Below are 24,364 nucleotides of genomic sequence, written 5' to 3'. Positions count from 1 at the left end.
ACGAATAAGATTTGCGCTGCAAATGGGCCATCGCGCATCCGCCACCGGCGGCGGGCGACGGGCGGCCATGACCAAGGAGACAAACATGAACGATTTATTGAATGGCCTTTCCCGGCGCCGTGCGTGGATTACGCTGCCCCTGCTGAGCGCTCTTGGCGCATTGCCGTTATCGAGCCACGCGCAGGATTACCCCCGTCAATCGATCCGCCTGGTATTGCCCTTCCCGCCGGGCGGCCCCACCGACCTTCTGACCCGGCTTGTCGCCGTGAAGATGGGCGCTGCGATGGGCCAGACCTTCGTCATAGACAACAAGCCGGGCGCAAGCGGAATGATCGGGGCCGAAGCAGTGGCACGCGCCACTCCAAATGGCTACACCCTTCTCTCGAACGCTTCGCTGCACATCATCACGCCGATCGTCCAGACGAAGATGCGATACGACGCCGTGAAAGACTTTGAGCCCATCACGCAACTGGCCGAGGTGCCGCTGGTCCTGGTGGTCAACATCAACTCGCCGATCAAGACGGTCGCCGACCTGATCGCGCTGGCCAAGTCCGGACGCGAGCGCTTGAATTTCGGATCTCCAGGCAATGCTTCCTCGCAGCATCTGGCGGGCGAATCCTTCAAGCTCGCCGCCAAGGTGGCCATGCAGCACGTGCCATACAAGGGCAGTGCCCCGGCCTTGACCGACCTGATGGGCGGGCAGATCCAGCTGATGTTCGACTCGATGCCTTCGGCGATGCCGTTCATCAAATCGGGCAAGCTGCGCGCCATTGCCGTGACTACCGCCAAGCGCTCCTCCGCCTTGCCGGACGTGCCCACCGTGGCCGAGTCGGGCCTGCCCGGTTTCAACATCAGCACCTGGTATGGCCTGTGGGCGCCCCACGGCACTCCGGGCCCGATCGTCGCCCAACTGTCGAAACAGGCCGCCCTGGCCCTCAAGCAGCCCGACATTCACAAGCAATACGTCGAGATGGGAGCCGAGCCGGTGGGCTCCACGCCGGAAGAATTCGCCAGGTACATCCTGGCGGAGCGGGCCAAGTGGGAAGACGTGGTCCGCCGTGCGGATGTAAAGGTCGGCGAATGAACGCCGAACTGACAAGCGGCACCGGGAATTCGGTCGTCCGCACGGAAATCTGCGCGTTAGCTTCAGCAAGGCGGGTTGCGGCCATGCTGGATCAGGACCCAGACCTCCTGCGCGAAGGCGCCTCGCTGCCACGGGGCTGGCAATTCATCCTGATGGGTGCGGATACGCAGCGCAGCGCACTGCGCGGCGACGGTTTTCCAGGCTTGGGGGTCCCTCTTCCTGACCTGGGCCTGCCGCGCTTGATGATCGTCGGGCGCGCCGTGAGCTGCGTCTCGGACATCCCAATCGGCGCCGTTGTACAGCGGCTCAGTTCGGTAGAGAAGATTGTGGAAAAGGAGGGCGCTGGCGGACGCATGGCGCTCGTCACCATCGGGCATCGGCTCATGCGCGAGGGAGTGCTCGCCTTGAGCGAAACGCAGACTTATGCCCTCCTGGGGGCTGCACCCGCAACGGCCGCTGCGGCCACCAAAAGCATTCCGGCGTCACCGGTTCCGGGCGAAGTGTTGGCGAAGAAGACCTTGGTCGCCGACGAAACCCTGCTGTTCCAATACTCTGCCTTGGGCTTCAACTCGCACAAGATCCACCTCGACAGGCAGTACGCAAGGGACGTCGAAGGTCTGCCCGACCTGGTGGTCAACGGTGGCCTGACGAACCTGCTGATGACCGAGTTCGCATTGCGCGAAATGCAGTTGGCGCCCCGCCACTGGAAGACGCGGCATGTCGCGCCGCTGTTTTGCAATCGTCCACTGAACCTGGTCGGAGCGAAGGTTGCCGACCATTTCGAGGTCCATGTGCTGGACGACGACGGGCGCCTTTGCGCGGTGATGGAGGTGCAAACATCATGAGTTTCGAACCACTCAAAGGCATCCGCATACTGGACCTGACCAGCGTGGTGGTCGGGCCGGTATGCACCTGGCGATTGGGCCAGTACGGTGCGGAAGTCATCAAGGTCGAAAGCCCGGGCGGAGACCTGATGCGTGGCCTCGGCGGACTTTCGCCCACCGGCGAACACTCCGGCACTTACCTCCACCTCAACCGTGGCAAGCGGAACGTCTGTCTCGACCTGAAGGCGAAGGAGGCACGCGCGGCGCTCAACCAGCTGTTGGAAACAGCCGATGTCATCGTCGCGAACATGCGGCCGGACGCGCTGGCCCGGCTGGGCCTGGACGCCGAGACCGTGCGGGCGCGCCACCCCGACAAGATCCATTGCCTGATCACGGGGTACGGAACGGATGGGCCATATGCCGGCCTGCCGACATACGACAGCGTCATTCAGGGCGCCACCGGCATGGCGGGCCTGGCACTGCGCCGCGACGGCGCACCGGCCTATGTCCCCATGCTGATCTGTGACCATGTCGCTGGAGAAATCGCTGCAGGCGCGATCCTCTCTGCGCTCGTCCAGCGCGGCGTGAGTGGCGAAGGCTGCAGCATCGAAGTCCCGATGTTCGAGACGATGGCCGCGTTTGTCATGCAGGAGCACCTGGCGCAGCACAGCTTCGACCCGCCGGTCGGACCGGCCGGCGATCTGCGATTGCTCAGTCCGCACAACAGGCCGGTCGCCACCGCGGACGGCTGGATCTCCTTTACCGTCAACACGGACTCGCAAGTACGGGCATTCCTGACCGCCACCGGGCGAGACGACCTGCTGGACGACCCCCGGTTCAACACCGTCGCGGCACGGGCCCGCAATGTATCGGAGTGGTTCGAGATCCGGGGCGCGCCGCTTGTTGCAAAGACGAGCGCTGAATGGCTGGCGCTTTTCCGTGCCGCCGACATCGCAGTCCAGCCCTGCAACACCCTGGAGTCGCTGCCAGAGGATCCGCACCTCGTCGCCGTGGGTCTTCTGCGGGAAGAAAACCATCCCACGGAAGGCAAGACAAAGGTCATCCGCGCATCGATCCGTTTCGACGGCGACTACCCATCGACCCGGGGCGCCGCACAGCCCCGCGGCTGGGAAACGTCGAAGGTCCTCGCCGAGCTCGGTGTCGAAGGCGAAGCAGTCGAGCGGATGCTCACGAGCGGCGCGGCGATCCAGGCCGCCAACAAAAGCCAGACCGCCGGGTTTTCGCTGGAGGAATCGGGCAAGGCCACCGATCCAACATAGCGGGCAACTTGCGTTCGTCGTCGTTGGCGGAGAAGCCTCAGCTTCAAGTGTCGGCATCGAAGCAACCTCGAAACCGCCCCCTACGATTCGGGACTCAACAACCACCGGCTAAAGCCGGTGGGTTGAGACCCAGGCGCTGAAAGTGCACCGCCCACGCGTCGACTTCAGAAAACGTCAGACCCAGGTGGCTCTGCCCTGAAGTTGTCATTTGGGCTCGGCTCAAAGTGATGCTCCAGGTATGCAATGGAGCGCCGCCGTTTAAGAAAGGTGCCGTGCAGGAGGTGCGTCGCATAAACGTTTAGCTACATGATTCCGGGCGAGCTTATGTGCTCGCCCTTTTTTTGGGACCAGCTACGCTGGAGGTTAGGGAGAGTCAGACGCTGAACGGACCGCGCTTGACCGGTTTCGAGCGCTTGGCCCTTACATTCGCGAAGCAGTTTGCATCAAACCCCATGCGTTGGGTCAGCCACGTCGTCACGGCGCTTTCCGCGCCGCTTGTTCTGTCGGCCTGCCCTCTCCCAGGGTCCTGCCGGTGTCCCATGGGACACTGGTAGGACACTAACCAGCGAAAAACTACAACAATCAGCAATCATTCGCAAAAACCGGTCCCATAAAACAGTAGCAAACTTACTATACAATCAGGGCTTCAACGTGTGTTGAACAGCATATTCCTCGATAGCTCAGTTGGTAGAGCGCCGGACTGTTAATCCGTAGGTCCCTGGTTCGAGCCCAGGTCGAGGAGCCATCTATTGGCAGCTAAAGGCTACCCTTACGGGTGGCCTTTTTGCTTTGCGGCACCGGGTGTTGACGCCGACGGAGAACTGAGCCACTTTTTGAGCCTGATACCAACGCAAAACTGAGCCAGGTGTTTTACCTACTCCCCTGACACGTAGCAATATGCCCCCTCAACTGCCCTGGCTGGAGCCAGAGGATTCTTTGCCAGATCCTTCCACCGCATGGGGAGCGGACAGCCCTGCTCCTGGCCTCTTGGCAGCGGGCGGGACCCTCGACGCAGCGCATCTACGCGCTGCCTACACTCAGGGCACATTTCCATGGTTCAGCACCGGCCAGCCCATTCTCTGGTGGGCACCGGATCCTCGCATGGTGCTGGAGGCGGCAGCATTCCGATTGCATCGTTCCCTGCGAAAAACCCTGCAGAGATTTCGCACAAACGCAGCCTGTGAAATCCGTATCGACTCCGCCTTTGGCAAGGTCATCCGGGCATGCTCCAGCACCCCACGGGACGGACAGAACAGCACCTGGATCGTCCCCGACATGGTGGCTGCCTACGAAGCGCTGCACGCACAAGGAATGGCGCACAGCGTCGAAACATGGGTGGAAGGAAAGCTGGCGGGTGGGCTGTATTGCGTGGCAATCGGCCACGCCGTATTTGGCGAATCGATGTTTGCCCATGCCACGGACGCCTCCAAGATCGCGCTGGCCGCGCTGGTGTGCATGTGCCGTCGCAATGGCATCGAACTGATTGACTGCCAGCAAAACACATCGCACCTGGCATCCCTCGGCGCTCGCGAAATGCCACGCGCGGAGTTCGTGCGACATGTCCAAAGACAGTGCAGTCGGCCACCCATTCCTTGGCATTTTGAACCCGTATACTGGAACGAGCTGTTGTAATCCCCGGTGCCCACGGCATGACGCAACTCAACGACCTCCCGCTGCAAACGCTTCAGTTCTACGCAACAGCCCCCTATCCGTGCAGTTATCTGCCTGACAGGCAGGCGCGGTCACAGGTCGCCACGCCCAGCCATCTGATTCAAACCGATGTCTATTCGGCCTTGGTGGCCCAGGGATTCCGGCGCAGCGGCATGTTCACATACCGCCCCTACTGCGACGGTTGCCAGGCTTGTGTGCCCCTGCGCATCAAGGTCCACGATTTCAAGCCCGATCGCAGCCAGCGCCGCGCTTTTGCCCGCCATGGGCACCTGCAGGCCAGGGTACTGAGGTTGTGCTTTGTTCCCGAGCATTACCAGCTGTACCGGCTGTACCAGAATGCCCGCCACCCCGGCGGTGGCATGGACCATGACAGCATCGACCAATACACACAGTTTCTGCTGCAAAGCCGCGTGAACTCCCGTCTCGTCGAATTTCGTGAGCTCGATGCGTCTGGCGAGGTGGGGGCACTCAAGATGGTGTCCATCCTGGACATCCTGGAAGATGGTCTCTCGGCCGTCTACACGTTCTATGCGCCAGACGCACAGTGCAGCTATGGCACCTACAACGTGATGTGGCAGATTGACCAGGCCAGGTCCTTGGGCCTGCCCCATGTGTACCTGGGTTACTGGATCCAGGAAAGCGCAAAGATGAACTACAAAGCCCGGTTCATTCCCCATGAAATCCGGGTGGCAAATACATGGATCTGCCCGCCAGATCAGCGCGTGTCCGGGGCTCTGTAGCGCCCATCAAATTTCACAAGATAAAATGCACAGACACCCCTTTCATCGCACCCCATGAAGAAAAAAGATCCAGGCATTCCCGTGAAACCCAGCGTTCAGGTGCTCGAACGCATGTTCACGCTGATCGATGTCCTGGCATCTCGCGAAGAAGCCATTTCGCTCAAGGAAATCAGCGAGAAAACCGGCTTGCATCCTTCCACCACCCATCGCATCCTGAACGATCTGACCATTGGCCGATTCGTTGACCGGCCAGAATCGGGCAGCTACCGGTTGGGCATGCGGCTGCTGGAGCTGGGCAATCTCGTCAAGGCCCGCCTGAGTGTGCGCGACGCGGCACTTGCGCCCATGCGCAATCTGCACAAGCTGATTCAGCAGCCGGTGAACCTGAGCATGCGCCAGGGCGATGAAATTGTGTACGTCGAACGCGCCTACAGCGAGCGATCTGGAATGCAGGTGGTACGTGCCATCGGCGGGCGGGCGCCGCTGCACCTCACATCCACCGGCAAGCTGTTTCTGGCGCTCGATGATCCGCAACGTGTGCGCGCCTACGCCACACGCACCGGGCTGGCAGGGCACACCCGCAACAGCATCACCCAGCTGCCGATCCTCGAACGTGAATTGGCCAAAGCCCGCCAGTATGGCGTTGCCCGTGACAATGAAGAATTAGAACTTGGCGTGCGCTGCATGGCAGCAGGCGTCTTTGATGACCAGGGCAAGCTGGTGGCAGGCCTGTCCATATCGGCCCCGGCCGATCGCCTTGATGAGGGCTGGCTGCCCAAGCTGCAAGCCACGGCACACGAAATTTCTCTGGCGCTGGGCTACCTCTCCACCAAAGACACGACCGGCGGCAACGTTTCCGAAGCCTGAAATATGCCGCAAGCCCTGGCTGACACCGCCAGGCCCGGGCAATGCCGCACCGATCAGCCCGCGCGGGCGCCCTGCAGTTTGGGCCCGAGCGCCGGCAAAGACTCTACCCACTGGCGCACACGCTGCGCATCCCCCAGACGACTGAACTTGCCCGCCGAGTCCAGAAAAACCATGATGAGCTTGCGTCCGGCGATGTGCGTCTGCATCACCAGGCATCGGCCCGCCTCAGAGATATAACCGGTCTTCTGCAACCCGATGTTCCACTCCGGGTTTTTTACCAGCCCATTGGTGTTGTTGTACTGCAGGGTTTTTTGCCCCACCGCGACCTCATAACCCGGAGAGGTGGAAAACTCCCGCATCACCGGATCCCCGTGGGCCACATTCACCAGTCGGGCCAAATCGCGCGCACTCGATTGGTTGCGGCTTGAAAGCCCCGTGGGCTCGACATAGATCGTGTCGGTCATTCCAATGGATCGTGCCTTGCTGTTCATCAGTGCCACAAAAGCATTCAGTCCACCGGGATAGGTGCGGCCCAATGCGTGGGCTGCGCGGTTTTCACTGGACATCAGCGCCAGATGCAGCAATTCGCCACGGGTCAAAGTGGTACCCACGCTCAGACGCGAGCGGCTCCCCTTTTCGGTATCCACATCATCCTGGGTAATGGTCAGGGGTTCATCCATGGGCAGGCGGGCCTGGGTGATGATGAGGCCCGTCATGAGCTTGGTCAGCGATGCAATGGGCAGCACCGCATGGTCGTTCTTGCTGACCAGAACCTCGTGCGTGTCCTGATCAATCACGAAAGCCACACTGGACTTGAGATCGAGGGGATCGGTGACTTGATGCAGTCCCGCCATCTGGCCAAAGGACTGCTTGGCGGGCTCAAAGGCAACCCGTGTAGGGGCCTTTGCGGTGCGTGCCGTAGCGCGCAACGCCCTGCCCGCGCCTGCAGACTTGCGCGTTACCGCAGCACGCTTTGCGCTGACGGACTGGGCTTGCTGCTTTTTGACGGAGGCTTTCTTGCGTTCGCTCGCCTGGGCGGCTGGAGACAGCAGCGCGACGCTCACCACGAACAACCCAATAGTCTGGAAAAAACGATTCAATGCGGTGGGGCGGCGATGGTGCATCAAAGTGCTCCAAACGGTAAAAAGTGTGGGCAGTGTACAGAATCGAAAAAAGTCGCGCAAGATCAACACCTTGCACGACTTTTCAATAAAGTGAGTGAATTATAGATTCACATCTCAACCTTGAGCGGCCACACGGTCGGCTTTACTTTGCAGTTTGTTCAATGCACTCAGGTAGGCTTTGGCGGACGCCACAACGATATCCGGGTCTGATCCCACGCCGTTCACCACACGACCGCTGTTTTGCAGTCGCACGGTGACCTCCCCCTGGCTCTCGGTCGAACCGCTGATGGCGTTCACCGAGTACAAAACCATCTCGGCACCACTCTGGACATGCGACTCGATGGCTTTGAGTGATGCATCCACCGGTCCATTGCCATCGGATTGCCCCTGAACCTCCTTGCCGTCCACGGTGAACACGATCGAGGCCTGAGGTCGCTCGCCCGTCTCGCTGTGCTGAGAAAGCGAAACAAATCCAAATTGTTCCTTTTCGCTGGTCACGCTTTCATCGCTCACCAGCGCCAGGATGTCTTCGTCAAAGATCTCGCTCTTGCGGTCGGCCAGTTCTTTGAACTTGGCAAAAGCATTGTTGACGTCGGTTTCGCTTTCCAGCTGCACACCCAGCTCCTGCAAGCGCTGCTTGAAGGCGTTGCGCCCGCTGAGCTTGCCCAAAACAATTTTGTTAGCGCTCCAGCCCACGTCTTCGGCGCGCATGATTTCATAGGTATCACGGGCCTTCAGGACGCCGTCCTGGTGGATGCCGCTGGCGTGGGCAAATGCATTGGCACCCACCACAGCCTTGTTGGGTTGCACCACAAAGCCCGTGGTCTGGCTGACCATGCGGCTCGCAGCCACGATGTGCTTGGTGTCGATGCCCACATCCAAGCCAAAGTAGTCGCGGCGTGTCTTGACCGCCATGACCACCTCCTCAAGCGAGCAGTTGCCCGCGCGCTCGCCCAGGCCGTTGATGGTGCACTCCACCTGGCGTGCACCGCCAATCTTTACACCCGCGAGCGAATTGGCCACCGCCATGCCCAGATCGTTATGGCAGTGCACCGACCAGATGGCCTTGTCGCTGTTGGGCACCCGTTCGCGCAAGTTCTTGATGAAGTGGCCATACAGCTCGGGCACGGCATAACCCACGGTATCGGGCACATTGATGGTGGTGGCACCCTCGGCAATCACGGCCTCGATCACGCGGCACAGAAAGTCCGGATCGCTGCGGTAGCCATCTTCCGGGCTGAATTCGATATCGCCCACCAGATTGCGCGCAAAACGCACCGACTGCCGGGCCTGCTCCAGCACCTGCTCTGGCGTCATGCGCAGCTTCTTTTCCATGTGCAGCGCCGACGTCGCGATGAAGGTGTGGATGCGCGCGCTGGCGGCGCCTTGAAGGGCCTCGGCGGCTCGCGAAATATCGCGGTCGTTGGCGCGCGAGAGCGAGCAGATGGTGGACTCCCGGATGGCATTGGCGATGGCCTGCACCGCCTCGAAATCCCCGTTGGAGCTGGCAGCAAAGCCGGCTTCGATCACGTCCACCTTCAGGCGTTCGAGCTGACGGGCAATGCGCAGCTTTTCGTCCTTGGTCATCGACGCGCCTGGGGACTGCTCGCCATCGCGCAAGGTGGTGTCAAAAATGATGAGTTTGTCGGCCATGTGGTTTCTCCTGATACTGGTGGGTTGTTGCCCGCAACGTCAAAATTCTGGCGCCCAAAACAAAAGGCCCGTTGCGGGTGCATACGGGCCTTTGTAGAAAAAGTGTGCGCGTGCGCCTACTGTCTCCGCCCGTGGGGAGATAGCAGTAGTGCCAGTGCAAACGTGTTCATGCGTTCCAATGTAGCACAGTTTTCTGCGCCCTGCTGCCGTCACCTGTGCAGTCCACGTTCATCGGGTTCATCGGTAGATATGCTGATCACACTGCTGTGCTGCCCCTTCGCCTTGCGCCACGCATACACGGCATAGCCGCTCAGGCCATAAAACACGAAGACGCCAAACAGAACGATGGGCGGATGGATGTTGATAATGGCAATTCCCAGGGCAATCAGCACGATAACCGCGAAGGGCACGCTTCTTTTCATCTGCACGTCCTTGAAGCTGTAGAACGGCACATTGGTCACCATGGTCAGCCCCGCATACAGCGTGAAGGTAAACATCACCCAACTCACTTGCGACCAGGTGAGCCACGCGTCTTCGCCCCGATGCACTCCCAGCTCGGTCATCAGCCAGATGAAGCCCGCCACCAGGGCCGCGGCGGCGGGCGACGGCAGCCCCTGGAAATAACGCTTGTCCACCACGCCGGTGTTGACGTTAAACCGAGCCAGGCGCAGCGCTGCGCACGCGCAATAGACAAACGCGGCTATCCAGCCCCAGCGGCCCAGTCCCCTGAGCGCCCATTCATAGGCAATCAGGGCCGGCGCCGCACCAAACGACACCATGTCGGACAGTGAATCCATCTGTTCGCCAAAAGCGCTCTGGGTATTGGTCATGCGGGCCACCCGGCCATCAAGGCTGTCCAGCACCATGGCGCAAAACACGCCCACGGCGGCCATGTCGAAACGCCCGTTCATGGCCATCACGATGGAATAGAACCCACCAAACAATGCCGCCAGCGTGAACAGGTTGGGCAGAATGTAGATGCCCTTGCGACGCTTGCGCACCACCACACCCGGGTTGTCGGTGGATTCATTGCCGTCATGCATCAAGTAGACCTCCAGCGCTTGCCCATCCAGTGCAAGCAGCTCTCAAATTTATAGTGTTTTGTTCTCGCCCGCAGATCGGCCATACCGCCGTACGGGTACAAGGCGAAGGCAGCAGTGTAGCGCCAGCCAACACCATTGGCCGTCAACAAAAAAGGCCACCGAAGTGGCCTTTTGGTGCTCGTGATGCTTCAGGGAAGCCGCATCAATTGCGGGTCTGGTCGACCAATTTGTTCTTGGCGATCCAGGGCATCATCGCGCGCAACTGGCCGCCCACCTTTTCGATGGAGTGGTCGGCCGTGTTGCGGCGGCGTGCGGTCATGCTGGGGTAGCCCGTGCGGCCTTCCAGGATGAACATCTTGGCGTATTCGCCGTTCTGGATGCGCTTCAGGGCATTGCGCATGGCTTCGCGCGACTGCGTGTTGATCACTTCAGGGCCGGTCACGTACTCGCCATATTCGGCGTTGTTCGAGATCGAGTAGTTCATGTTGGCAATGCCGCCTTCGTAGATCAGGTCCACGATGAGCTTGAGCTCGTGCAAGCATTCGAAGTAGGCCATTTCAGGCGCGTAGCCGGCTTCGACCAGGGTTTCGTAACCCATCTTGATCAGCTCGACGGCGCCGCCGCACAGCACGGCCTGCTCGCCGAACAGGTCGGTCTCGGTTTCTTCCTTGAAGTTGGTCTCGATGATGCCGGCCTTGCCGCCACCATTGGCCATGGCATAGCTCAGTGCCAGGTCACGGGCCTTGCCCGTCTTGTCCTGGTGCACGGCCACCAGGTGGGGCACGCCGCCGCCCTGGGTGTAGGTGTTGCGCACGGTGTGGCCAGGTGCCTTGGGGGCGACCATCCACACATCGAGGTCGGCGCGGGGCACGACCTGGTTGTAGTGCACGTTGAAGCCATGGGCGAAGGCCAGCGATGCGCCTTGCTTGATATTGGGCTCGACGTTGTTCTTGTAGACGCCAGCGATGTCTTCGTCGGGCAGCAAGATCATGACCACGTCAGCGGCCTTCACGGCGTCGTTGACTTCCATCACCGTGAGACCGGCCTTGCCGACCTTGTCCCACGAGGCGCCGCCCTTGCGCAGGCCGACCACGACCTTCACGCCGCTGTCGTTCAGGTTTTGTGCATGGGCGTGGCCTTGCGAGCCGTAGCCGATGATGGCCACGGTCTTGCCCTTGATCAGGCTCAGGTCACAGTCTTTGTCGTAGAAAACTTTCATGGGTCGCTCCGGTTGAAATACGTTGTTGGGGGTTGAAAACTAAACAGTCAATTGTCTTACATCGGATTGAAATTCGGCCGGATGGCTAGGCGGGGAGCCGCAGACAGTGCTGTACCACTGCAAGACTCCCCCACGACGCTAGCCGGTCGAAAGCCCATCCGTCACACGCGCAGAATGCGCTCACCGCGGCCGATGCCGCTGGCACCCGTGCGCACGGTTTCCAGGATGGCCGTGCGGTCAATGGCCTGCAGGAAGGCGTCGTTCTTGGACTGGTCACCGGTGAGCTCTATGGTGTAGCTCTTCTCGGTCACGTCAATGATGCGGCCACGAAAGATGTCAGCCATGCGCTTCATCTCCTCGCGCTCCTTGCCCACGGCGCGCACCTTCACCATCATGAGCTCGCGCTCGGTGTAGGCGCCTTCGGTCAGGTCAACCACCTTGACCACCTCGATGAGACGATTCAGGTGCTTGGTGATCTGCTCGATCATGTCGTCGGAGCCCGTGGTCTGGATCGTCATGCGCGACAGCGATGCATCCTCGGTGGGCGCCACGGTGAGCGATTCGATGTTGTAGCCACGGGCCGAGAACAGGCCCACGACGCGGGAAAGAGCACCAGGCTCGTTTTCCAGCAAGACAGCAATGATGTGTTTCATGATGAAGAGATTCCTCTTTTTGCTGCCCTCCCCCGTGCACGGTAATGCACGGGCTTGGCAGGCAATAGATTCGTCAAAAAGTGATAGCTATCAAATTAATAGCTGCTTGCGCTTGATGAGCAAGCGCTTGGGGCCGATTTGGCTTAAAGATCTTCCGACCCCAGCAACATTTCGGTAATGCCCTTGCCGGCCTGCACCATCGGGAACACGTTCTCTGTGGGGTCGGTGCGGAAGTCCATGAACACCGTGCGGTCCTTGAGCTTGCGGGCCTCGCGCAGTGCGGGTTCGACGTCCTTGGGGTGCTCGATCAGCATGCCTACATGGCCATAGGCCTCGGCCAGCTTCACGAAGTTGGGCAGCGCGTCCATGTAGCTGTGGCTGTAGCGGCCGGAGTATTCGATCTCCTGCCACTGGCGCACCATGCCCAGATAACGGTTGTTCAGCGAGCAGATCTTGATCGGCGTGTTGTACTGCAGGCAGGTGGACAGCTCCTGGATGTTCATCTGCACCGAGCCTTCGCCGGTGATGCAGAACACCTCGGATTGTGGCTTGGCCAGCTTGATGCCCATGGCGTAGGGAATGCCCACGCCCATGGTGCCCAGGCCACCGGAGTTGATCCAGCGGCGCGGCTCGTCAAAACGGTAATACTGCGCGGCCCACATCTGGTGCTGGCCCACATCGGACGTGATGTAGGTGTCCGCGTCACGGGTCATGTTCCACAGCGTCTCGACCACGTACTGCGGCTTGATCACATCGCCGCTGCCCATGCTGTATTTGAGGCAGTCGCGCTTGCGCCAGCCCTCGATGGTGTCCCACCACGCTGCGAGTGCGCCGGCGTCGGGGCGGGTGCTGCTTTCACGGATCATGGAGATCAACTCGGTGAGCACATCCTTCACATCGCCGACGATCGGAATATCGACCTTGACGCGCTTGGAGATGCTCGACGGGTCGATGTCCACATGGATGATCTTGCGCTCGTTCTGCGCGAAATGCTTGGTGTTGCCGATCACGCGATCGTCAAAACGGGCGCCCACGGCCAACAGCACATCGCAGTTTTGCATGGCGTTGTTGGCCTCGATGGTGCCGTGCATCCCCAGCATGCCCAGGAACTTGCGATCCGACGCGGGATAGGCGCCCAGGCCCATCAACGTGTTGGTCACTGGGTAGCCCAGCATGTCCACCAGCGTGCGCAGTTCGTTGGAGGCATTGCCCAGCAGCACGCCGCCGCCGGTGTAGATATAGGGGCGCTTGGCCGCCAGCAGCAGTTGCAGCGCCTTGCGAATCTGGCCGCCGTGGCCCTTTCTCACCGGGTTGTACGAGCGCATTTCCACGCTCTCGGGATAACCGGTGTAGGGCACCTTCTTGAACGACACATCTTTCGGAATATCGACCACCACGGGGCCAGGACGGCCGGTGCGGGCGATGTGGAAGGCCTTTTTCAGCGTCATGGCCAGATCGCGCGGGTCCTTGACGAGGAAGTTGTGTTTGACGATGGGGCGCGTGATACCCACCGTATCGCATTCCTGGAACGCATCCAGCCCGATGGCCGCCGTGGGCACCTGGCCGGAGATGATCACCATGGGAATGCTGTCCATGTAGGCCGTGGCGATGCCGGTGACGGCGTTGGTCAGCCCAGGGCCAGATGTGACAAGTGCCACTCCCACCTCGCCGGTGGCGCGCGCGTAGCCATCGGCGGCATGCACCGCAGCCTGCTCATGGCGCACCAGCACATGTTGAATGGTGTCTTGCTTGTAGAGCGCGTCGTAAATATAGAGAACCGCGCCGCCGGGGTAGCCCCAGATGTACTGCACGTTCTCGGCCTGCAACGCCTTGACGAGGATTTCAGAACCCATGAGGTCCTGCGCGCCAGAGGCGGGAGAGTTGCCGTGGGAGGCAGCAGCTGCTGAAGTGAGTTCAGCCTTGGAGATTTCCATGATCGATCAACCTTTGTGAATTTCTCTGACGAAAAACCTTGGGTGCTCCTTGCATGGACTCTTGTGAAGCCAGCTCGGAACTTGAGGCCAAGGACATGGGCGGGATGATTGCCGCGCCGGACCGTGACCCGTTTGCCTTTTGAATTGCAGCTTGGATTATCGCACTGCAACATCCGCATAACCAGCCATTTCCAGAAAATTCAATACTCAATGCGATAATTGTCCGATTCTGCGTGCTGCACCGCGCTTTTTCGCATGACAGCATCGACCCCTCCCGGGCTGACTCCTCTTGGCAACTGAACAAGAACTCTCCGAATTCCTCAAAAGTGTAGAAAAGCGCGCTTTCAAGCGCTCGGTCTACCACGTCCGCAATGAGGAAGCGGCCCTGGATATCGTTCAGGACAGCATGCTCAAACTGGCCGAGCACTACGGCGACAAGCCCCCGGGCGAACTGCCCATGCTGTTTCAACGCATTCTGTCGAACTGCACGCTGGACTGGTTTCGCCGCCAGAAGACCCGCAACGCACTGTTTTCGAGCATGAGCGACTTCGATGGGCCAGGAGACGATGGCACGGAATTTGATCTGCTCGAAGCCTATGCCGGCCCGGACAACGGAGAGCGGGCCGAGAGCGCGGAAGATCTGGCACGGCGTGCGCAGATCTTCAAGGGCATCGAAGAAGAAATCGAGGAGCTGCCTGCACGTCAACGGGAAGCGTTTCTCATGCGTTACTGGGAAGAAATGGATGTCGCAGAAACAGCAGCCGCCATGGGCTGCTCCGAAGGCAGCGTCAAAACGCACTGTTTTCGTGCAGTACAGACCCTCAGCAAGGCACTGAAGGCAAAAGGAATCGAACCATGAACACCGCAAACACCCCCCCCTCTGAATTGGCGGCGGATCGTTTCGCACGCCGCGTTACTGCGCGGCTGACCAGTGGAACGGACGACCTGCCCTACGATATTTCCGAGCGGCTGCGCGCCGCGCGCATGCAAGCGCTGGCCAAGCGCAAAGTGGTTGTGCCAGTGCGTCGCGCCGCGCCTGCGGTCATGCACACTGGCAACACCGCAGTGCTCGGTGGTGGTAACGAGCGGGGTGGCTGGTGGAGTGCACTGGTTTCGGCGGTTCCCGTGATGGCCCTGCTGGTGGGCCTAGTGGTGATCAATATGGCCGAGGACGAGCAGGGTAACAATGAAGTGGCGGAAGTTGATGCCGCCCTGCTGACCGACGAGTTGCCCCCAGCGGCTTACTCCGACCCAGGTTTTGTACAGTTCCTAAAAACCACCCACACCAGCAACTGATTGCATTCGCTTTTACTGCATGTACGCAAGTCCACCTGAAGCCCGCCCCACCATGCCAGCCTTTGTGCTGGCTTTGGTGCTTTTAGGTGCGTTCGCAGCAGGTGGCATGGCGGTGCTCAATCAGGTGCGCATGGCCCCCGGCACCGTCCTGCCAGCTGCTGCGTTGGCACCCAAATCCAGCGGCAAAGGCACATCCGGCAGGGTGGTCGATCCGTCCACGCTCACTCCTGCCGGCCCGGGCTGGGAAGTCCTGAACACACCCCAGAAACTGGCGCTTTACCCACTGGCGGAACGCTGGGCTCTGCTCAGCGAGGTGCAAAAAAAACGCTGGCTCGCTTTGGCCCATACCTTCTCGACACTGCCAGAACAAGAACAGGAAAAACTGCACAACCGCATGACGGAATGGGCCAGCCTGAGTGCCCAACAACGCAATCAGGCACGGCTCAATTACGCCGATTCCAATCGCCTGGCGCGTGACAACAAACTCGCCCAATGGCAGGCCTACCAGGCACTGAGCGACGAAGAAAAGCGCAAGCTGGCTGCGCGCGCAGCCCCCAAGCCCCAAGGAGCAGCCACTGCGCTCAAACCAGTGTCTCCCCGCAAGCTGGCGCAGATTCCAGCAGCCTCGGAAGCCAACCCCAATCGCGCCAATCAGCCCAAGATTCCACCCATCCAGAATCTGTCTCCGCGCGTTGCGATGCCTTTGCCAACGGCTCCTGCGGCGGGTGCGGGCGCCCATGGCTCCCCCGCTCCATCCCCTGCTGGCGTGGTGGAGACCGCCCCCGTCAACGTGCCTGTGGCCGTGCCCATCACACTGCCGCCACTGTCGGGCACGCCCGCAACCAACGACCATGCGGCCCCTGTGGCGCCCGATGTGCCCCTCCTCACTCCCCAGTAATCTGCATGCCCGCCTTGTCTTCGCCTGACGTGCAGACTTCCACTGTCGCCGCACCCTCGAACCTGCATGCCCCCAGCCTGGTGCGCCGCATGGCCTGCTGGATGTACGAAGGCATCCTGATGTTTGGCGTGGTCTTCATCGCCGGCTACCTGTTTGGAACCCTGAGCCAGACCCGCAATGCCATGGACAACCGGCACGCCCTGCAGGCCTTCCTGTTCGTGGTGTTTGGCATCTACTTCACCTGGTTCTGGGCCAAGGGCCAGACGCTGGCCATGAAAACCTGGAACGTCCGCGTGGTGGACCACGCTGGCCGTCCGCTCACCCAGCGGCGCGCACTGCTGCGCTACGTTCTTTCCTGGCTGTGGTTTCTGCCGCCACTGGCCGCCGTAGCGCCCTTTTCGCTGCCGGGCGGCGAGTCCGCGGTGATTGTGTTGGGCTGGGTCGCGGTGTGGGCGCTGCTGAGCCGCTTTCACCCGCAGCAACAGTTCTGGCACGACGCACTCGCGGGTACCCGCCTGGTGCACCATGAACCCACCAAAAAATAAGCCCTGGCCGGACATGTGCTTGCCAGACACATCCGCGCCTGACAATCGCCGCATGCAATCACTCGACCCATCGCCCCAAGCGCCCGCCAACCCGCACAAGGCACGCTCCGGGCTGAACCGGATCTGGCATGCCACCGGCTACTCGCTCGAAGGCCTGCGTGCCGGCTGGGGCGAGAAAGCGTTTCGCCAGGAAGCCATTGCAGCAGTGGTGCTGGTTCCGCTGTCGTTCTGGCTGGGCCACCGCTGGGTGGAAGTGGCGCTGCTGGCCGGCTCAGTGGTGATCGTGATGATCGTGGAGTTGCTCAACACCGGCATCGAAACCGCCATCGACCGCATCGGCCCCGAGTGGCACGACCTTTCCAAGCGTGCCAAGGACATGGGCAGTGCTGCGGTGCTGCTGTCGCTGCTGCTGTGCGTTGGCATCTGGTCTGCAGCTCTTTTTCAGAGGTTTTTCCATGGCTGAGCCAACTTTTTCCATCTGCGTGTACTGTGGTTCCCGCCCTGGCGAGAACGCGGCGTTTGCCCAGGCGGCAACCGCCGTGGGCCATTGGATCGGATCGCATGGCGGCCAGCTCGTGTATGGCGGCGGGCGCAGCGGCCTCATGGGCATCGTGGCCGAGGCCACGCGCCTGGCCGGCGGCCGGGTGGTGGGCGTGATACCGCAGACCTTGGTCGACAAAGAGCAGGCCAACCGCCAGTGCGACGAGTTGCACATCGTGCAGACCATGCACGAGCGCAAAGCCATGATGGCCGAGCGCAGCGACGCCTTCGTGGCCCTGCCCGGCGGCATCGGCACCTTTGAGGAACTGTTTGAAGTGTGGACCTGGCGCCAGCTGGGCTACCACGACAAGCCGGTGGGCCTGCTCAATGTGGCTGGCTACTACGACGGCCTGCTGGCCTTCTTGCAGACCAGTGTGGCCAGCGGCTTCATGGGGCCCTGGCAAATGGACCTGCTGCATACCGCAACCGACAGCAATGCGCTGCTTCGCACGCTGGTGCAGTCGGCCGGCCACCCCCAGGAACAGGTGCCGCTGCGCTCCGTCATCTGAAGCGCAACCGGGACGGCTGGAACAACGGGCCACTGACCCATCGGCCCCGGCCTGCGCCCGCCGGCTGAGGCACCCAGGAAGTCGCTCAGACTGCCGCGTCGTCCAGGTCGCCCGTGCGAATGCGCACCACGCGCTCCACGGCGGTCACGAAAATCTTGCCGTCACCAATCTTGCCCGTGCGCGCCACATTGACGATGGCGTCCACGCAGCGCTCCAGATCTTCGGACTTGACCACCACCTCGACCTTCACTTTGGGCAGAAAATCGACCACGTATTCCGCCCCCCGGTACAGCTCGGTATGGCCCTTCTGGCGGCCAAAGCCCTTTACCTCGGTCACGGTGAGACCGGTCACACCGCATTCGGCCAGGGCTTCGCGGACTTCTTCGAGCTTGAACGGCTTGATGATGGCGGTGATCATTTTCATGGGGGAGTCTCCTGGAGGATATAAAAAAAGGGCGGTAAGGCTGGCGGATGCCCGTCAGGCCCTGAATTGGCTGGTGATAGGGTAGCGCCAGTCCTTGCCGAAGCTGCGGCGCGTGACGCGCACGCCCACGGGGGCCTGGCGGCGCTTGTACTCGTTGATCTTGATCAGCCGGGTGACGCGCTCGACATCGGCGCGCTCGAACCCGGCGGCAATGATGGACTCTATCGGCTCGTCATTTTCCATGTAACGCGCCACGATCGCATCCAGCACCTCGTAGGCCGGCAAACTGTCCTGGTCTTTCTGGTCGGGGCGCAACTCGGCACTGGGCGGGCGCGTGATGATGCGCTCGGGGATGGGGTTGGCGCCGGTGCCATAGGGGTCGTGCGCATTGCGCCAGCGGGCCAGATCGAACACCCTGGTTTTGGCCACGTCCTTGATGGGCGCAAAGCCGCCGGCCATGTCGCCGTAGAGCGTGCAGTAGCCCGTGGCCATCTCGCTCTTGTTGCCGGTGGTCAGCACGATGGCGCCAAACTTGTTCGACAACGCCATCAGCAGCGTGCCGCGGATGCGGGCCTGCAGGTTTTCTTCGGTCGTGTCCTCGGGCAGGCCGGCAAATTGGCTGGCCAGCGCGGCCTTGAAGGCCTTGAACTGGGGCGCAATCGCGATTTCGTCATAGCGCACGCCCATGCGCTCGGCCATGTCGCGCGCGTCGATCCAGCTGATGTCCGCCGTGTAGGGCGACGGCATCATCACGGTGTGCACCTTGTCGGCGCCCAGGGCATCCACCGCAATCGCCAGCACCAGCGCCGAATCAATGCCGCCCGACAAGCCCAGCAGCGCGCCCGGAAAGCCGTTCTTGCCCACATAGTCGCGCACGCCCAGCACCAGCGCGTCCCACAGATCAGCCTCCAGGCTGCGCTCGGGCACCACCTCTGCTTCTAATTTGATAGCTGCTTGCGCTTGATGTATCTGCGCAAAAACCAGTTTTTCCTTGAAACCGGGGGCGCGCCCCGCCACTGCGCCGTCGGCATTCAGGGCAAACGAGCGGCCCTCGAAAACCACCTCGTCTTGCCCGCCCACCAGGTGGGCATAGACCAGCGGCAGGCCGGTTTCGGCCACGCGCTCGCGCATGGTCTGCTCGCGCTCGGCGCTCTTGCCCAGGTGAAAGGGCGATGCATTGATCACCGCCAGCAATTGCGCCCCCGCCTGCGCTGCGGCGCGCGCGGGCGCTGCAAACCATGCGTCTTCGCAGATCAGCAGCCCGACCTTCACACCCTCCACCTCGAACACGCAGGGCGAATGGCCTGCGACGAAATAGCGGCGCTCGTCAAACACCTGGTAGTTGGGCAGCTCGCGCTTGGCATAGGTCTGCTCGATCTGGCCATGGCGCAGAACGCTGGCCGCATTCAGGCAGGGGCTGAACGCCGGGTCGCCAGCAGCCAGCTTTTGCGGATGGCCCAGCACGATCGCCAGGCCATTCAACCCCGCGGTCTCGCGGGCCACGGTTTTCACGGCATCATCACAGGCCGCAAGAAACGCGGGGCGCAGGAACAGGTCTTCTGCCGCGTAGCCACAGATGGCCAGTTCGGGCGTCAGCAACAGGCGCGCGCCCTGTGCATGGGCTTCACGCGCGGCAGCAATGATTTTCTGCGCATTGCCGGGCATGTCGCCCACGACAAAATTGAGCTGAGCGGTGCAAATGGAGAGCGTCATGGAACTGGAATCGGCCCCTGCGGCCAGGTGGAACACCGCCACAACCACCCCTCGGGGCCCCGCGCGAAGCGGCGGCCCGCGGAGGCAGCATGGCTGAAGGCGCCATTATCGCGCGCGTACTGGCATCGCCGCTGGAGGTGGACGCCAGTGCCTGGAACGCCCTGCTGGCGCAGCAATCGCACGCCACCCCCTTCATGCGCCACGAATACCTGGCCGCCCTGCACGAAAGCCAGAGCGCCGTCCCTCGCACCGGCTGGACGCCCCGCTTCATGACGCTGTGGCAAGGTGATGCACTGGTGGCCGCCTGCCCGCTGTACCTCAAGAGCCATTCCTACGGCGAATACGTGTTCGACTGGGCCTGGGCCAGTGCCTACGAGCAACACGGCGTACCCTACTACCCCAAGGCCGTGGTGGCCGTGCCTTTCACGCCCGTGCCCGGCACAAGGCTGCTGGCGCGCGACGAGCCCACGCGCCAGTTGCTGGTGCAGGCGCTGTGCCAGTGGTGCGAGGACGAGGGCATCTCGTCTTTGCATGTGCTGTTCGCCAGCGACGACGATGTGCTGACCAGCGCCCGGCAAGGTCTGATGCTGCGGCACACAGTGCAGTTTCACTGGCAGAACGGTACCTCTGCGCCAGCCACCGGCGCGCCTTCGCAGCCCCCCGAAGGACACGTCCTCCCCGCGCCCGATACGCGCATCCCGGTGCCGTTCGCAGAAGGTGCAACTGTCGCCGCGGCGCCGGCCGACGAAGCAATCCATGGCTATCGTGATTTCGATGATTTTCTGGCCCATCTCAGCCAGGAAAAGCGCAAGAAGATCCGCCAGGAACGCCGGCGCGTGGTCGAGGCCGGTGTCACATTCCGCTGGGCGCTGGGGGCCGACATCTCATCGTCCGACTGGGATTTTTTCTACCGTTGCTACGAGCGCACCTATCTTGAGCATGGCAACCCGCCCTACCTCACACGGGCGTTCTTCCAGCAGATGGCCGACCGCATGCCGGAGCATTGGCTGCTGTTCATTGCCGAGCGCGAGGGCCGGCAAATTGCTAGCAGTTTGATAGCTATTGACGCTTGTCGCACAAGCGCTACTGACATAAATCATTCAAAAAACCCACCGCGCACTGCGTACGGCCGCTACTGGGGCGCGCTGGAACGCGTGGACTGCCTGCATTTCGAGGCCTGCTACTACCAGCCACTGGCGTGGTGCATCGCGCATGGCGTGCAGCGCTTTGAAGGCGGCGCGCAAGGCGAACACAAGATGGCCCGCGCCCTGCTGCCCGTGCAGGCCACCAGCCTGCACTGGCTGGCACACCCGGCATTTGCCGACGCGGTGGAACGCTTTCTTGCGCGCGAGGGCGCTGGCGTGGAAGACTATCTGGACCACCTGCAGGCGCGCAGCCCGTTTCGGACGGCATAACGCCCTTCCGCCAAACCCGGCGCACCACCCCGACAACGGCATGGTGCTGGCGTGGCCGATTACTGCGCGACCTGGGCCACCAGGCCCATTTCGGCGCTGCTCAGCAAGGATTCGATGTCCATCATGATGAGCATGCGGTCGCCCAGCGTGGCGATGCCGGTGACAAAAGCGGAATCCACCTGGCTTTCGAACTGCGGCGCCGGCTTGATGGCATCGGCCGTGAGGGCCACCACATCGGCCACGGCATCCACCACCGCGCCCAGCACGGTGCCACCCACATTCAGGATGATGACCACGGTGAAATCGGTGTATTCGGCCGTGGGGCAGTGCAGTTTCAGGCGCAGATCCACGATGGGAACGATGCGCCCGCGCAGATCGACCACACCCTTGATGAAATCAGGCGCATGGGCCATGCGCGTGGGCTGCTCATACGAGCGAATTTCCTGCACCCGCAGGATGTCGATGCCGTACTCCTCCTCCCCCAGGCGAAAGGTCAGGTATTCGGCCGCGCGGGCTGTGGCAGCGGTGCGCGACGACGACTCAGAACGGGTTGCAGTGGGGGCAGAAATCATGTGCGCATCCTTCAAAACAGCGGGTCGGGCAGGCTAGTGGCCACGCCGGGCCTGCGCATATCGACGGAGCATAGCAGCCTTTGGTTGCATTTACTCACAATTAGCGACGCAACCCGATGGCGCGTCCGGTGTCCATGGCGGTGCAGCAAGCCTGCCCGCATGCGGGACATGCCTGGCACGACCACCGGCGCGGGCGCAGCATCCACCCCGACACACGGGCACGGCTGCAGACCGGTTTTCCCGCCTGCAAGCGCCCGCCGGAAATGTTCTGGTTTGCTCCGTTTTTGATAGCTACCAGCGCTTTTCCTGCAAGCGCTTAGAGCGATTTTCGCTTGAACATTGTGCGGGCAACTCAAAAGCTTTCCCAATCGTCCTCGGCGCCAGCCGCGGCCTTTGCCACTGGCGCATCGGACTTGGGCGCTGCGCCCGCAGGTGCTGCCAGGCGGGTGGATGCCTTGGTGGCGGCGGCCTGGCCCTTGCCGGCCGCACGAACGGCGCCCGTGGCCCGCAGTGCGGACGGGGCGGGCATCGCCGCAGGACGGGGCCGCGCCGCAACCTGGGCCGCGCCGCCTGCGAAGCGGGCGTCCAGCCGGAAAACCGACACCGACTGCACCAGTTCGCCGGCCTGGGCATTGAGGCTGCTGGCGGCAGCGGCCATTTCCTCGACCAGGGCCGCGTTTTGCTGCGTGGCCTGGTCCATCTGCATGACGGCTTCGCCGATTTGCGCAACGCCCGCGCTTTGCTCGCTGCTGGCAGCGCTGATCTCGCCCATGATGTCGGTCACGCGGCGGATGGAGGCCACCACATCGGTCATGGTGGCCCCGGCCTTGTCCACCAGCAGTGTGCCTTGTTCCACCCGCTCCACGCTGGCGGTGATCAGGCCCTTGATTTCCTTGGCGGCCTCGGCGCTGCGGCCGGCCAGGCTGCGCACCTCGCTCGCCACCACGGCAAAACCGCGGCCCTGCTCGCCGGCCCGGGCGGCTTCTACCGCCGCGTTCAGCGCCAGGATGTTGGTCTGAAAGGCGATGCCGTCAATCACGCTGATGATGTCGGCAATCTTGTTGCTGCTGGCGTTGATGCCCTTCATGGTCTCGACCACTTCGGCCACCACCTCGCCACCCTGCACGGCCACGGTGGAGGCGGTCATGGCCAGCTGGTTGGCCTGGCGGGCGTTGTCGGCGTTCTGGCGCACGGTAGAGGCCAGTTCTTCCATCGAAGCGGCGGTTTCTTCCAGGGCCGAAGCCTGCTCTTCGGTGCGGCTGGACAGGTCGTTGTTGCCCGACGCAATCTGCGCACTTGCCGACGCCACGCCATCGGCGTTGGTGCGCACAGCGCTCACCGTGTTCACCAGGCTTTGCTGCATGCGCTGCAATGCGCTGAGCAGGTAGCCGGTTTCGTCTTTGGACTGCACGACGATCTGGCCGCTGAGATCACCCCCGGCCACGCGGTCGGCGGCTTCCACCGCCTGGGCCAGGGGGCGGGTGATGGAGCGGATGATGGTGATGGCCAGAAAGATGGCCAGCCCGATGGCCAGCACGCCGGCAATCAGCACGCCCCGCTGCAATGCGGCGGCGGCCGATTCGGCGCGTTGGCCGGCAGTCGCCGTGGTTTGGGCCTGGAGCTCGACCTGCTCCTGGAGGATGGCCTGGTAGGCCAGCTGCGCAGGGCGCAGTTGCTCTTCAAGCAGTTTCAGCGCTTCCTCTTTCTGGCCTTGCTGGACCATGGCAAGGTATTGGTCAGCTAGCTTGAGGAACTCTGCGCGTGACTGCTGGATGCGCCCCATGGCCTCCTTGCCCCTTTCAGAGAGGACGAGGGTCTCAAGGATCTTCATTTGCTCCGAAATCACGGCCCGCGCAGAGGTCACCTGATCCAGCGACGACCTGGTGATGCTTTCAGAGTTGAAAATGGCCAGGTTACGGAACTGGATGGCCTGCACATTCACCCGATCTACCACTATGCCCAAGGCTTTGGTAATTGGAATACGAACCTCAATCACGTCTTTGAGTTCGGTGCGCTGGCTGGCAGACAAGATCAGGCTGACCGCGCCCAGCGTGATCAGCAAAGCGACCATCACGGCAAACGCCACCGTGAGCCGGGTTGAAATTTTGAGTTGATTCATGGATTTTCTGCGGTTGATTGCAAGCAGCCGATGAGCGCAGGCAAAGCCCGCGTGGGTGCCAATCCAGCATAGCAGCGGATCGTTTCATTTTTTTACAGACCGCCACTTGGCCCCGCGCTGCTCTCATGCATTAAGGGTTTACCCTGATATTCTAAATACCAGACATGAGCGGAGCGCCAACGCAATGCAATGCGCAAGCCATGAAAAAAGCATGCAACCCGCCATGGTTGCATGCTTTAGT

At 61.8% G+C, this 24,364-nt stretch carries 23 protein-coding genes and 1 tRNA gene; 14 read left to right on the top strand and 10 right to left on the bottom strand.

The features are described from left to right. Window positions 1–85: 85 nt before the first annotated feature. The 7 genes from CCX87_RS06965 (at window position 86) to CCX87_RS06935 (ending at window position 6,466) form a co-directional block, all read left to right on the top strand. Window positions 86–1,084: a Bug family tripartite tricarboxylate transporter substrate binding protein gene (locus tag CCX87_RS06965; RefSeq protein ID WP_087748224.1), complete on the top strand. Its 999-nt coding sequence runs from the start codon at window positions 86–88 to the stop codon at window positions 1,082–1,084. Continuing rightward, window positions 1,081–1,929, top strand: a complete 849-nt coding sequence (locus tag CCX87_RS06960; RefSeq protein WP_087744985.1) for a hypothetical protein — start codon at window positions 1,081–1,083, stop codon at window positions 1,927–1,929. The genes CCX87_RS06965 and CCX87_RS06960 overlap by 4 nt, the downstream gene beginning before the upstream one ends. Beyond that, window positions 1,926–3,188: a CaiB/BaiF CoA transferase family protein gene (locus CCX87_RS06955; RefSeq protein ID WP_087744984.1), complete on the top strand. Its 1,263-nt coding sequence runs from the start codon at window positions 1,926–1,928 to the stop codon at window positions 3,186–3,188. The genes CCX87_RS06960 and CCX87_RS06955 overlap by 4 nt, the downstream gene beginning before the upstream one ends. Before the next feature lie 669 nt (window positions 3,189–3,857). Beyond that, window positions 3,858–3,933 (top strand) — tRNA-Asn (locus CCX87_RS06950). Window positions 3,934–4,085: 152 nt separating this feature from the next. Beyond that, on the top strand, window positions 4,086–4,820 hold the full coding sequence (gene aat, locus CCX87_RS06945; RefSeq protein WP_087744982.1) for a leucyl/phenylalanyl-tRNA--protein transferase: 735 nt from the start codon (window positions 4,086–4,088) through the stop codon (window positions 4,818–4,820). Window positions 4,821–4,837: 17 nt separating this feature from the next. Next, on the top strand, window positions 4,838–5,599 hold the full coding sequence (locus CCX87_RS06940; protein WP_087744980.1) for an arginyltransferase: 762 nt from the start codon (window positions 4,838–4,840) through the stop codon (window positions 5,597–5,599). Window positions 5,600–5,653: 54 nt separating this feature from the next. Continuing rightward, window positions 5,654–6,466 (top strand): IclR family transcriptional regulator, encoded by an 813-nt coding sequence (locus CCX87_RS06935; RefSeq protein ID WP_087744978.1) that lies wholly within the window; start codon window positions 5,654–5,656, stop codon window positions 6,464–6,466. Between the two features lie 53 nt (window positions 6,467–6,519). Here CCX87_RS06935 and CCX87_RS06930 read toward each other — a convergent pair whose 3' ends face one another. The 6 genes from CCX87_RS06930 to CCX87_RS06905 all read right to left on the bottom strand — a co-directional run bounded on the left by CCX87_RS06930 (window position 6,520) and on the right by CCX87_RS06905 (window position 14,092). Continuing rightward, window positions 6,520–7,590 carry a serine hydrolase gene (locus tag CCX87_RS06930; RefSeq protein ID WP_087744976.1) on the bottom strand — a complete coding sequence of 357 codons (1,071 nt, stop codon included), beginning with the start codon at window positions 7,588–7,590 and terminating at the stop codon, window positions 6,520–6,522. 114 nt (window positions 7,591–7,704) lie between these two features. After that, complete coding sequence (locus tag CCX87_RS06925; RefSeq protein ID WP_087744973.1) at window positions 7,705–9,243, bottom strand: 2-isopropylmalate synthase; 1,539 nt, start codon at window positions 9,241–9,243, stop codon at window positions 7,705–7,707. A gap of 209 nt (window positions 9,244–9,452) precedes the next feature. Continuing rightward, the gene (gene pssA, locus CCX87_RS06920) at window positions 9,453–10,286 is read right to left on the bottom strand and encodes a CDP-diacylglycerol--serine O-phosphatidyltransferase (RefSeq protein ID WP_087744971.1); all 834 of its coding nucleotides are present in this window, start codon (window positions 10,284–10,286) and stop codon (window positions 9,453–9,455) included. 202 nt (window positions 10,287–10,488) lie between these two features. Then, the gene (gene ilvC, locus CCX87_RS06915; protein ID WP_087744969.1) at window positions 10,489–11,505 is read right to left on the bottom strand and encodes a ketol-acid reductoisomerase; all 1,017 of its coding nucleotides are present in this window, start codon (window positions 11,503–11,505) and stop codon (window positions 10,489–10,491) included. Between the two features lie 161 nt (window positions 11,506–11,666). Continuing rightward, a complete protein-coding gene (gene ilvN / locus CCX87_RS06910; RefSeq protein ID WP_087744967.1) occupies window positions 11,667–12,158 on the bottom strand; it encodes an acetolactate synthase small subunit in 492 nt (163 codons plus the stop codon). Window positions 12,159–12,301: 143 nt separating this feature from the next. Then, window positions 12,302–14,092, bottom strand: a complete 1,791-nt coding sequence (locus CCX87_RS06905) for an acetolactate synthase 3 catalytic subunit (protein WP_087744965.1) — start codon at window positions 14,090–14,092, stop codon at window positions 12,302–12,304. A 289-nt stretch (window positions 14,093–14,381) separates the two neighbouring features. Between CCX87_RS06905 and CCX87_RS06900 the strand changes: the two genes are divergently transcribed. From CCX87_RS06900 to CCX87_RS06875, 6 genes are read left to right on the top strand one after another with little or no spacing between them, the layout of a single operon-like run. Next, window positions 14,382–14,951, top strand: coding sequence for an RNA polymerase sigma factor (locus CCX87_RS06900; RefSeq protein ID WP_087744963.1), 570 nt, complete (start codon window positions 14,382–14,384; stop codon window positions 14,949–14,951). Next, window positions 14,948–15,388 carry a DUF3619 family protein gene (locus tag CCX87_RS06895; RefSeq protein WP_087744961.1) on the top strand — a complete coding sequence of 147 codons (441 nt, stop codon included), beginning with the start codon at window positions 14,948–14,950 and terminating at the stop codon, window positions 15,386–15,388. Before CCX87_RS06900 ends, CCX87_RS06895 begins: the two co-directional genes overlap by 4 nt. A 52-nt stretch (window positions 15,389–15,440) precedes the next feature. Continuing rightward, complete coding sequence (locus CCX87_RS06890; RefSeq protein ID WP_232476499.1) at window positions 15,441–16,286, top strand: DUF3106 domain-containing protein; 846 nt, start codon at window positions 15,441–15,443, stop codon at window positions 16,284–16,286. Window positions 16,287–16,291: 5 nt separating this feature from the next. After that, window positions 16,292–16,831 carry an RDD family protein gene (locus tag CCX87_RS06885; RefSeq protein WP_087744957.1) on the top strand — a complete coding sequence of 180 codons (540 nt, stop codon included), beginning with the start codon at window positions 16,292–16,294 and terminating at the stop codon, window positions 16,829–16,831. 52 nt (window positions 16,832–16,883) lie between these two features. After that, a complete protein-coding gene (locus tag CCX87_RS06880) occupies window positions 16,884–17,294 on the top strand; it encodes a diacylglycerol kinase (protein WP_198314769.1) in 411 nt (136 codons plus the stop codon). Beyond that, complete coding sequence (locus tag CCX87_RS06875; protein ID WP_087744953.1) at window positions 17,287–17,880, top strand: TIGR00730 family Rossman fold protein; 594 nt, start codon at window positions 17,287–17,289, stop codon at window positions 17,878–17,880. The genes CCX87_RS06880 and CCX87_RS06875 overlap by 8 nt, the downstream gene beginning before the upstream one ends. Before the next feature lie 85 nt (window positions 17,881–17,965). Here CCX87_RS06875 and CCX87_RS06870 read toward each other — a convergent pair whose 3' ends face one another. Together CCX87_RS06870 and CCX87_RS06865 are read right to left on the bottom strand one after the other, a co-directional pair. Further along, complete coding sequence (locus CCX87_RS06870; protein ID WP_086912767.1) at window positions 17,966–18,304, bottom strand: P-II family nitrogen regulator; 339 nt, start codon at window positions 18,302–18,304, stop codon at window positions 17,966–17,968. 54 nt (window positions 18,305–18,358) lie between these two features. Next, a complete protein-coding gene (locus CCX87_RS06865; protein WP_087748223.1) occupies window positions 18,359–20,017 on the bottom strand; it encodes an NAD+ synthase in 1,659 nt (552 codons plus the stop codon). A gap of 89 nt (window positions 20,018–20,106) precedes the next feature. Between CCX87_RS06865 and CCX87_RS06860 the strand changes: the two genes are divergently transcribed. After that, on the top strand, window positions 20,107–21,432 hold the full coding sequence (locus CCX87_RS06860; protein WP_087744951.1) for a GNAT family N-acetyltransferase: 1,326 nt from the start codon (window positions 20,107–20,109) through the stop codon (window positions 21,430–21,432). Between the two features lie 59 nt (window positions 21,433–21,491). Here CCX87_RS06860 and CCX87_RS06855 read toward each other — a convergent pair whose 3' ends face one another. Further along, window positions 21,492–22,004 (bottom strand): chemotaxis protein CheW, encoded by a 513-nt coding sequence (locus tag CCX87_RS06855; protein ID WP_086912769.1) that lies wholly within the window; start codon window positions 22,002–22,004, stop codon window positions 21,492–21,494. A 352-nt stretch (window positions 22,005–22,356) separates the two neighbouring features. Further along, window positions 22,357–24,123 (bottom strand): methyl-accepting chemotaxis protein, encoded by a 1,767-nt coding sequence (locus CCX87_RS06845; protein WP_087744947.1) that lies wholly within the window; start codon window positions 24,121–24,123, stop codon window positions 22,357–22,359. Window positions 24,124–24,364 lie beyond the last annotated feature (241 nt).

Origin of the sequence: Acidovorax sp. T1 (assembly GCF_002176815.1) — a bacterium.
In the GTDB taxonomy this organism is placed as follows: Bacteria; Pseudomonadota; Gammaproteobacteria; order Burkholderiales; family Burkholderiaceae_C; genus Acidovorax.
This window is presented reverse-complemented; position numbering and strand designations above follow the sequence as displayed.

What these genes read in the sequence shown, in the direction of transcription:
- aat (WP_087744982.1), top strand. Translation starts at nt 4,086, where the DNA reads ATGCCCCCTCAACTGCCCTGGCTGGAGCCAGAGGATTCTTTGCCAGAT.
- CCX87_RS06885 (WP_087744957.1), top strand. Translation starts at nt 16,292, where the DNA reads ATGCCCGCCTTGTCTTCGCCTGACGTGCAGACTTCCACTGTCGCCGCA.
- CCX87_RS06855 (WP_086912769.1), bottom strand. Translation starts at nt 22,004, where the DNA reads ATGATTTCTGCCCCCACTGCAACCCGTTCTGAGTCGTCGTCGCGCACC.
- CCX87_RS06895 (WP_087744961.1), top strand. Translation starts at nt 14,948, where the DNA reads ATGAACACCGCAAACACCCCCCCCTCTGAATTGGCGGCGGATCGTTTC.
- ilvC (WP_087744969.1), bottom strand. Translation starts at nt 11,505, where the DNA reads ATGAAAGTTTTCTACGACAAAGACTGTGACCTGAGCCTGATCAAGGGC.
- CCX87_RS06890 (WP_232476499.1), top strand. Translation starts at nt 15,441, where the DNA reads ATGCCAGCCTTTGTGCTGGCTTTGGTGCTTTTAGGTGCGTTCGCAGCA.
- CCX87_RS06870 (WP_086912767.1), bottom strand. Translation starts at nt 18,304, where the DNA reads ATGAAAATGATCACCGCCATCATCAAGCCGTTCAAGCTCGAAGAAGTC.
- CCX87_RS06940 (WP_087744980.1), top strand. Translation starts at nt 4,838, where the DNA reads ATGACGCAACTCAACGACCTCCCGCTGCAAACGCTTCAGTTCTACGCA.
- CCX87_RS06865 (WP_087748223.1), bottom strand. Translation starts at nt 20,017, where the DNA reads ATGACGCTCTCCATTTGCACCGCTCAGCTCAATTTTGTCGTGGGCGAC.
- ilvN (WP_087744967.1), bottom strand. Translation starts at nt 12,158, where the DNA reads ATGAAACACATCATTGCTGTCTTGCTGGAAAACGAGCCTGGTGCTCTT.
- CCX87_RS06880 (WP_198314769.1), top strand. Translation starts at nt 16,884, where the DNA reads ATGCAATCACTCGACCCATCGCCCCAAGCGCCCGCCAACCCGCACAAG.
- CCX87_RS06965 (WP_087748224.1), top strand. Translation starts at nt 86, where the DNA reads ATGAACGATTTATTGAATGGCCTTTCCCGGCGCCGTGCGTGGATTACG.
- CCX87_RS06860 (WP_087744951.1), top strand. Translation starts at nt 20,107, where the DNA reads ATGGCTGAAGGCGCCATTATCGCGCGCGTACTGGCATCGCCGCTGGAG.
- CCX87_RS06875 (WP_087744953.1), top strand. Translation starts at nt 17,287, where the DNA reads ATGGCTGAGCCAACTTTTTCCATCTGCGTGTACTGTGGTTCCCGCCCT.
- CCX87_RS06935 (WP_087744978.1), top strand. Translation starts at nt 5,654, where the DNA reads ATGAAGAAAAAAGATCCAGGCATTCCCGTGAAACCCAGCGTTCAGGTG.
- CCX87_RS06925 (WP_087744973.1), bottom strand. Translation starts at nt 9,243, where the DNA reads ATGGCCGACAAACTCATCATTTTTGACACCACCTTGCGCGATGGCGAG.
- CCX87_RS06960 (WP_087744985.1), top strand. Translation starts at nt 1,081, where the DNA reads ATGAACGCCGAACTGACAAGCGGCACCGGGAATTCGGTCGTCCGCACG.
- CCX87_RS06845 (WP_087744947.1), bottom strand. Translation starts at nt 24,123, where the DNA reads ATGAATCAACTCAAAATTTCAACCCGGCTCACGGTGGCGTTTGCCGTG.
- CCX87_RS06955 (WP_087744984.1), top strand. Translation starts at nt 1,926, where the DNA reads ATGAGTTTCGAACCACTCAAAGGCATCCGCATACTGGACCTGACCAGC.
- CCX87_RS06905 (WP_087744965.1), bottom strand. Translation starts at nt 14,092, where the DNA reads ATGGAAATCTCCAAGGCTGAACTCACTTCAGCAGCTGCTGCCTCCCAC.
- CCX87_RS06930 (WP_087744976.1), bottom strand. Translation starts at nt 7,590, where the DNA reads ATGCACCATCGCCGCCCCACCGCATTGAATCGTTTTTTCCAGACTATT.
- pssA (WP_087744971.1), bottom strand. Translation starts at nt 10,286, where the DNA reads ATGCATGACGGCAATGAATCCACCGACAACCCGGGTGTGGTGGTGCGC.